The following is a 5,974-nucleotide window of genomic DNA, read 5'->3' as shown; positions in this document are numbered from 1 at the left end:
GGTTGAAGGGGGATCGGGCGCACGGGTGGCGTTGTTGCACGATCCGCAGACGGCGGGAGGGATGCTGGCGGCTGTCGATGGTGGAGAGGCAGAGGAGTTAGTGGCGCGGTTGCGTGCGGCGGGGCATGCGGCGGCTGTGATCGGGCGGGTTGTGGCAGGGCCGGTGGGGATCAGGGTGAGGGGTTGAGGGTCGCGGGTTTCCCCCGCGCGGCTTCGTGGTCGGAAGTGGCCCCAAGCCTACGCGCTCTGGATCAAACCCTGCGCTGCCGCGTGCAGCGTGGCCTCTGACAGATCGGGCAGCGCGAGCGGCGTGATGCCTTCGGGGCGGGGTTTGCGGATGTAGCGCGGGTCGTAATGGGTCTCGATCAACTGCGCCACGAGGGTGGGAAAATCGCCTGTGGCGGCAAGGGCGCGCCACTGGTCCACTTGGGCGTGGCCGTGATACTGCACCAGCCGGCTGAGGATCGCGTCGAGCCGGTCGGGATCGGCGATGAGGTCGGTGTAATCGGCGCAGAGGTTGGACACGCGGGCGGCAAGCGGCACCTCGAGCCGGATCACCGGCGCGGTGCGCATGGCGCGAGTGATCATAGGCGGCAGGGTGATGCGCCCGATGCGGCTGCTCTCGGCCTCGAGATAGACCGGGCGGGTGGGATCGAGCCGGGCCATTTGGGCGGCCAGAGCGCTCTCGAACGATTTTTGCGAGGGTTGCCCGCCTGCGACGGGACCAAAGACCGATCCGCGATGGGCGGCCAGATCCTCGAGGTCGATCACCTGCGCGCCTAGGGCTGCGAGATGCGTCAGGAGATGGGTCTTGCCGGTGCCGGTGCCGCCGTCGATGAGGCGGACGGGGGCGGGAAAATCCTCGTCATAGAGCGCACGGGCGACGAGGCGGCGATAGGATTGATAGCCGCCCTGAATGGTGTCGGCCTTCCAGCCGATCTGTTGCAGGATGACGGTGAAGGAGCCGGAGCGCTGACCGCCGCGCCAGCAATAGACGAGTGGACGCCAGCCGCCATGACGATCCGCAAGCGGGCCCTCGAGATGGGCGGCGGCATTGCGGGACACGAGTGCTGCGCCGATCTTGCGCGCGAGAAAGCGGTCCTGTTGCACATAGATGGTGCCGACGCGGGCGCGTTCCTCGTTCGAGAGCACCGGCAGGTTGAGCGCGCCGGGGATGTGATCCTCGGCGAATTCGGCGGGGGACCGGACGTCGATCACCTCGTCAAAGGGCAAGGCGGCCAGCGCCGCGAGACTGTCGAGGGCTATCGGCATCAGGGGAAATCGGGGTAAGGGCTAAGGCGTGACATGGCCCCTGCATGCGCTGCGCGCCGCCCAAGTTCAAGCCCTCTTGCAGAGGGAAAAAAAGAGGTGGACAGCACAGGGCGGCCCACCTCAGGTCAGGAAAGTCAGTTCTGGAGGTAAACTTCGAGACTGTCGTCGAGCGCGTCTTTCCAGGGGGTGTGGTGCATGGGCGCCATGGTGCCGGTGATGACGGATTTATAGGCGTTGTTGCGGAAGCCCATGATGTCCTTTTTCTTGTGGCCCTTCCATTCCTTGAAGGCCTGACAGGCGCCTTCGACGTCAAAGCTGGGATAATCGGTCTCGTCGATCAGTTCCTTGACGTAATCGCCCTGATACCAGATCGCGTCGTAATCATCCTGACCGGCATCCTCGCGGGCGACACGGTCTGCCACGTCGGCCTCCATCGTCGCTTGGTCGGGAATGACGATGCGGCCCATGATCACGTCGCGCACCCACCATGCCTGTGCGTCGAACATATTGAAGGTGAACCACTGGTCCTGCATACCGAGGTAGAAGAGGGCCGGTTCGCGCACGAAGGCGACACCTTTGTAGAGATCGGCGGTGGCGAGGCGGTTGGCGGTCTTGAGCCGCAGATCGTCGGGCAGGAAGGGGAAGTGGTGTTTGTAGCCCGTGCAGAGGATCACGGCATCCACGTCCTTGGTGGTGCCATCCTTGAAAGTGGCGGTGTTGCCCTCGACCTTTTGCAGGAGCGGCACCTCTTGCCAGTTGTCCGGCCATTTGAAGCCCATAGGCTTGGTCCGGTGGCTGACGGTCACGGATTTGCAGCCGTATTTCCAGCATTGCGAGCCGATGTCTTCGGCGGAATAGCTGGTGCCGACGATGAGAATGTCCTTGTCCTTGAATTCAAGTGCATCGCGGAAATCATGGGCATGCAGGACTCGGCCCTTGAAATTCTCGAAGCCGGGGAAATAGGGCACGTTTGGCGTGCTGAAATGGCCCGAACAGACGATGACGTGATCGAAGCTCTCGGTATAGGTGCGGTCTTCGGGGAGGTGGCAGACGGTGACGTTGAATGTGTCGCCCTCTTTCTCGACCCAGCGGACGGCGGTGGAAAAGCGGATGAGGTCGCGCACGCCGGCCTTTTTCACGCGGCCTTCGATATAGTCGAAGAGCACGGCGCGGGGCGGGTAAGAGGCGATTTGCTTGCCGAAATGTTCCTCGAAGGAATAGTCGGCGAATTCCAGACCTTCCTTGGGGCCATTGGACCAGAGATAGCGATACATTGAGCCATGAACCGGCTCGCCGTATTGATCAAGCCCGGTGCGCCATGTGTAATTCCAAAGGCCGCCCCAGTTGTCCTGTTTTTCAAAACAGACGATTTCGGGGATTTCCGCGCCTTTGGCGGCGGCGGATTGGAAGGCCCGCAATTGGGCCAGTCCCGATGGTCCCGCGCCGATGATCGCAATTCGTTTTTTGGTCATGTTGCCCTCCAAGCTGGTATGGACCAATATTCAGGTATTGGTGCCTTTGGTTCATGCCAGATTGGAGGCGGTCCGACGGGCTTGTCAATAAATATTCTTTCCAAGAATAATATTTTCCCATGAGAAGGCTGGTGCTGCGCCGGGAACCTGCTAGGAATTACGCATGTCCAATTCGAGTTTCGCACAACGACTGGCCATCCAGAGCGCCTTGCCGCGGTTTTCCGTGGGCATGCGCAAAACGCTGACCATCGGGTTTCTGGCCCCCTTGAGCGGGCCTGTCGAATCGTGGGGCCTGCCGGGATTGCAGGGGTGCCGGTTGTGGGTGGATTGGCTCAACCGGGCGGGTGGCGTGCTGATGGGGGGGCGGCGATTCCCGGTGCGGCTCGAGGCCTATGATTGCGGATATGACGGGGCGGATGCGTTGGCGGGGGCGCGGCATCTGGTGCAGGGGCATGATGCGGCGCTGGTGATGATGCTGGGGGGCGATTCGTTCACCGAGGTGCGCGATTACCTGATGGGGCAGAAGGTGCTGACCTCATCCTTGCTGACGAGTGATCTGTCGCCGGACACGCCGTATCTGATCGCGCCGGGCGAATCGCTGCCCATCTACACGGTGACGGCGGTGGAATGGATCGCCAAGCACCGACCGGAGATCAGGACTGTGGCGCTCTGTGCGCAGACCGATGCGCTTGGGCTGCCGGCACTGGCCGCCTATCGCGCCGCGTTCAAGGCGGTCGGCATCGAGATTGTCGCAGAAGTCCGGTATGATCCGGGCACGGCCACGGCGCCCGAGGTGGTGACGCCGATGCTGGCGGCCGCACCCGATATGCTCTGCTGGTGCACGAGCTATACGCCGATGGTGCATGCGATGACGGAATATGCCTATCGGCAGGGCTATGCGGGCCAAATCCTGAGCTGCACAGCCGATTGCTATGAGCAGTTGATCGCGCTCACCTCGCCCGAATTCATGGAAGGATTCCTGTTCCAGTTCCCTGATTTCGATGATCCGGCGCTGGCGGAAAAGGCGTTCTTCTTTAACCAGCCGCAGGCATTCTACGAGGAATACAACGCGCGCTTTCCCGGCAGTTGGACGGCGGTGAGTTGGGAATATGCCGCCATCCTCGACATCTGGCAATCCGCGGTCGAGCGGGCGGGCACGGTCAATTCCGTGTCGGTTCTGGCGGCGATGCGGCAGTTGGGCGAGGTCAACCATGCCTTTGGCCCGGCGCAATGGTGGGGGCAGGATATGTTTGGCCTCGACCATACGCTGATTGGCGATTGGCCGGTGGTGCAGATCCAAGGCGGCAAGGCACGGATTGTCGATTTCGGGTCGATCCCCGATTGGCTGGCACGGCATGAGGCGCTGTTGCGGGCGGAAATGGCGGCTCTTGGCCAGCTTTGGCATCAGCGGCACGGGCAGGGGGCAGGCAAGGCCTGTCTCGAGGCGCGGCTGGTGGTGAGTTGAGGCGTCTCGGCCGTCTTGCGCTCAGTCCTCTTGCAGCAGGGTCTTTTGTTCCTCGATCAGGTGCAGCTTGATGTATTCCACGGCGGTTTCGACATCGCGGGAGGAGATTGCGTTGAAGAGCGCGTTATAGCGTTTCTGGTAATCCTCGATGCGTTTGGGCGTGAGATGGCGGCGCATCATGGTGGAGCGGTGGGTTTGCAAGCAGGCCTCGATCGCGAGATCATAGCAGGAGGCGAGCAGGGGATTGCCGGTGCCCGCGGCGATCTTGCGATAGAAATCCTCTTCGCAGGCGACAAAGGCTGTGGCGTCGGTGCTGATCGCCTCCATCCGGGTGAGAATATCGTCGAGTTCCATGATGTCGCGCGGGGTCATGTTGATGACCGCGAGGCGGATCATTTCCGGCTCCAGAATGCCGCGCACGACGAGGTGGTCGAGCGGGCTGGTGTTTTCGGCAAGCGCGCTGCGGCTGGAGGTGCGGGTGAGTTCGCTCTTGTAGGTGACAAAGCTGCCAGACCCCGCGCGGCGGCGGATGATGTTGCGCGCCTCGAGCACGTCGAGCGCGTCGCGCACGGTGTTGCGGGCGACGCCCAGTTCCGATGAGAGCGTGCGCTCGGACGGCAGGCGTGCGCCCTCGGGGTATTCTTCCGACTTGATGCGGGCAAAGAGGCTGTCGATCACCACCTGCACCGTGGCGCCGACCGAGTGGCTGGTGACAAGCTGGGCTGTGGTGCTGGTGCTCTGGCTGGCCATGATGTTGCGATCCCTCGTCTGGCGCGGCGGGTGTTTGGGCAAATCTAGGCGGATCGCGGACAGTTCACAAGCAGCAGGGTAGGGGCAGAGAACCAATTTCAATCCCCTTCCGGACCAGTTTTGGGGGTCATGGGGGCCGATTTGCCGGGTGCCTCTAAAATGTGCCAGTTAAAATTCTGTGCAAAATGAGAGATTTGGCAGAATGGACCGGCTTAATTATAACTCTAAGAAACAAATTTTCTTGTGAGTTTCAAATCGCTTTGCTAGCCTTCGGTCGTGGGCCAAACCAATTTCGGAAACTGGTATAGACTCCGGGGTTGTCAATGAACCAGAACAGGTCGCCCTTGGCTCCGCTCTGCTGCGCGAGACCGCGCGGTGCCAACAGTTGGAGGAACGCATGCTTTCCAAATATATCGCTAAGGGGTTCACACGTCGGACCTTTCTGAAAACCTCCGCAGCGGCGACAGCCGCGCTTGGCTTGCCGAAAGTGGCGCTGGCGGCGGGTGAACCGATCAAGATCGGGTTTCTGGCCCCCCTGACGGGGGCTGTGGCGGCCTGGGGCAAACCCGGCCTTGATGGCTGCATGATCTGGGCCGAGCGGGTCAATGCCGCGGGCGGCATCACGCTGGCGGACGGGGCGCATCCGGTTGAATTCGTGGCCTATGACGAGGAATACGATCCCGCCAAGGCCCGCACCGGGGCGACCAAGCTCATCCGTGAGGATGGCGTGAGTTTCATCATGATGCTGGGCGGCGATCCCTGGCCGGGTGTGCAGCCGGTGGCGGAACGCACGGGGATGCTCTTTTCCACGCTGCTGCCGTCGGATCTCTCGCCGGATACCAAGACGCTGTTGGCACCCGCAGAGGTGCATCCCATCTACAACGTGACCGGGGTCGAGTGGCTGGCGCTGAACAGGCCGGAGCTGAAAACCGCCGTGATGTGCGCGCAGGATGATGCGCTTGGCCTGCCATCGGTTGCGACCTATCTCGCGGCGTTCGAGGCGGCGGGCATCGAG

At 62.2% G+C, this 5,974-nt stretch carries 6 protein-coding genes; 3 read left to right on the top strand and 3 right to left on the bottom strand.

Annotated elements, in window-relative coordinates:
• The coding region (locus KBT70_RS05470) for an AIR synthase-related protein (protein WP_296629530.1) at positions 1 to 187 on the top strand (187 nt) is incomplete at its 5' end.
• 50 nt (positions 188 to 237) lie between these two features.
• Here the strand turns inward: KBT70_RS05470 and mnmH are convergent.
• Positions 238 to 1,272 carry a tRNA 2-selenouridine(34) synthase MnmH gene (gene mnmH, locus KBT70_RS05465; RefSeq protein WP_296629529.1) on the bottom strand — a complete coding sequence of 345 codons (1,035 nt, stop codon included), beginning with the start codon at positions 1,270 to 1,272 and terminating at the stop codon, positions 238 to 240.
• 134 nt (positions 1,273 to 1,406) lie between these two features.
• Positions 1,407 to 2,744, bottom strand: a complete 1,338-nt coding sequence (locus KBT70_RS05460; RefSeq protein ID WP_296629526.1) for an NAD(P)/FAD-dependent oxidoreductase — start codon at positions 2,742 to 2,744, stop codon at positions 1,407 to 1,409.
• A gap of 163 nt (positions 2,745 to 2,907) precedes the next feature.
• Here KBT70_RS05460 and KBT70_RS05455 point away from each other — a divergent pair, with 163 nt between their 5' ends.
• Positions 2,908 to 4,209, top strand: coding sequence for an ABC transporter substrate-binding protein (locus KBT70_RS05455; protein ID WP_296629524.1), 1,302 nt, complete (start codon positions 2,908 to 2,910; stop codon positions 4,207 to 4,209).
• A 21-nt stretch (positions 4,210 to 4,230) separates the two neighbouring features.
• Here KBT70_RS05455 and KBT70_RS05450 read toward each other — a convergent pair whose 3' ends face one another.
• Positions 4,231 to 4,959, bottom strand: coding sequence for an FCD domain-containing protein (locus KBT70_RS05450; protein ID WP_296629523.1), 729 nt, complete (start codon positions 4,957 to 4,959; stop codon positions 4,231 to 4,233).
• Between the two features lie 397 nt (positions 4,960 to 5,356).
• Here KBT70_RS05450 and KBT70_RS05445 point away from each other — a divergent pair.
• Positions 5,357 to 5,974, top strand: a 618-nt coding sequence (locus tag KBT70_RS05445; RefSeq protein WP_296629521.1) for an ABC transporter substrate-binding protein, incomplete at its 3' end; no start/stop codon positions are given.

Origin of the sequence: Roseovarius sp. (genome assembly GCF_018066915.1) — a bacterium.
In the GTDB taxonomy this organism is placed as follows: Bacteria; Pseudomonadota; Alphaproteobacteria; order Rhodobacterales; family Rhodobacteraceae; genus Roseovarius.
Note: the sequence above shows the minus strand (reverse complement) of the source record. Positions and strands in the feature narration are given on the sequence as shown.

Bases quoted from the DNA above. Each gene is read 5' to 3' on its own strand.
- mnmH (WP_296629529.1), bottom strand. From the start codon at position 1,272: ATGCCGATAGCCCTCGACAGTCTCGCGGCGCTGGCCGCCTTGCCCTTT.
- KBT70_RS05460 (WP_296629526.1), bottom strand. From the start codon at position 2,744: ATGACCAAAAAACGAATTGCGATCATCGGCGCGGGACCATCGGGACTG.
- KBT70_RS05455 (WP_296629524.1), top strand. From the start codon at position 2,908: ATGTCCAATTCGAGTTTCGCACAACGACTGGCCATCCAGAGCGCCTTG.
- KBT70_RS05450 (WP_296629523.1), bottom strand. From the start codon at position 4,959: ATGGCCAGCCAGAGCACCAGCACCACAGCCCAGCTTGTCACCAGCCAC.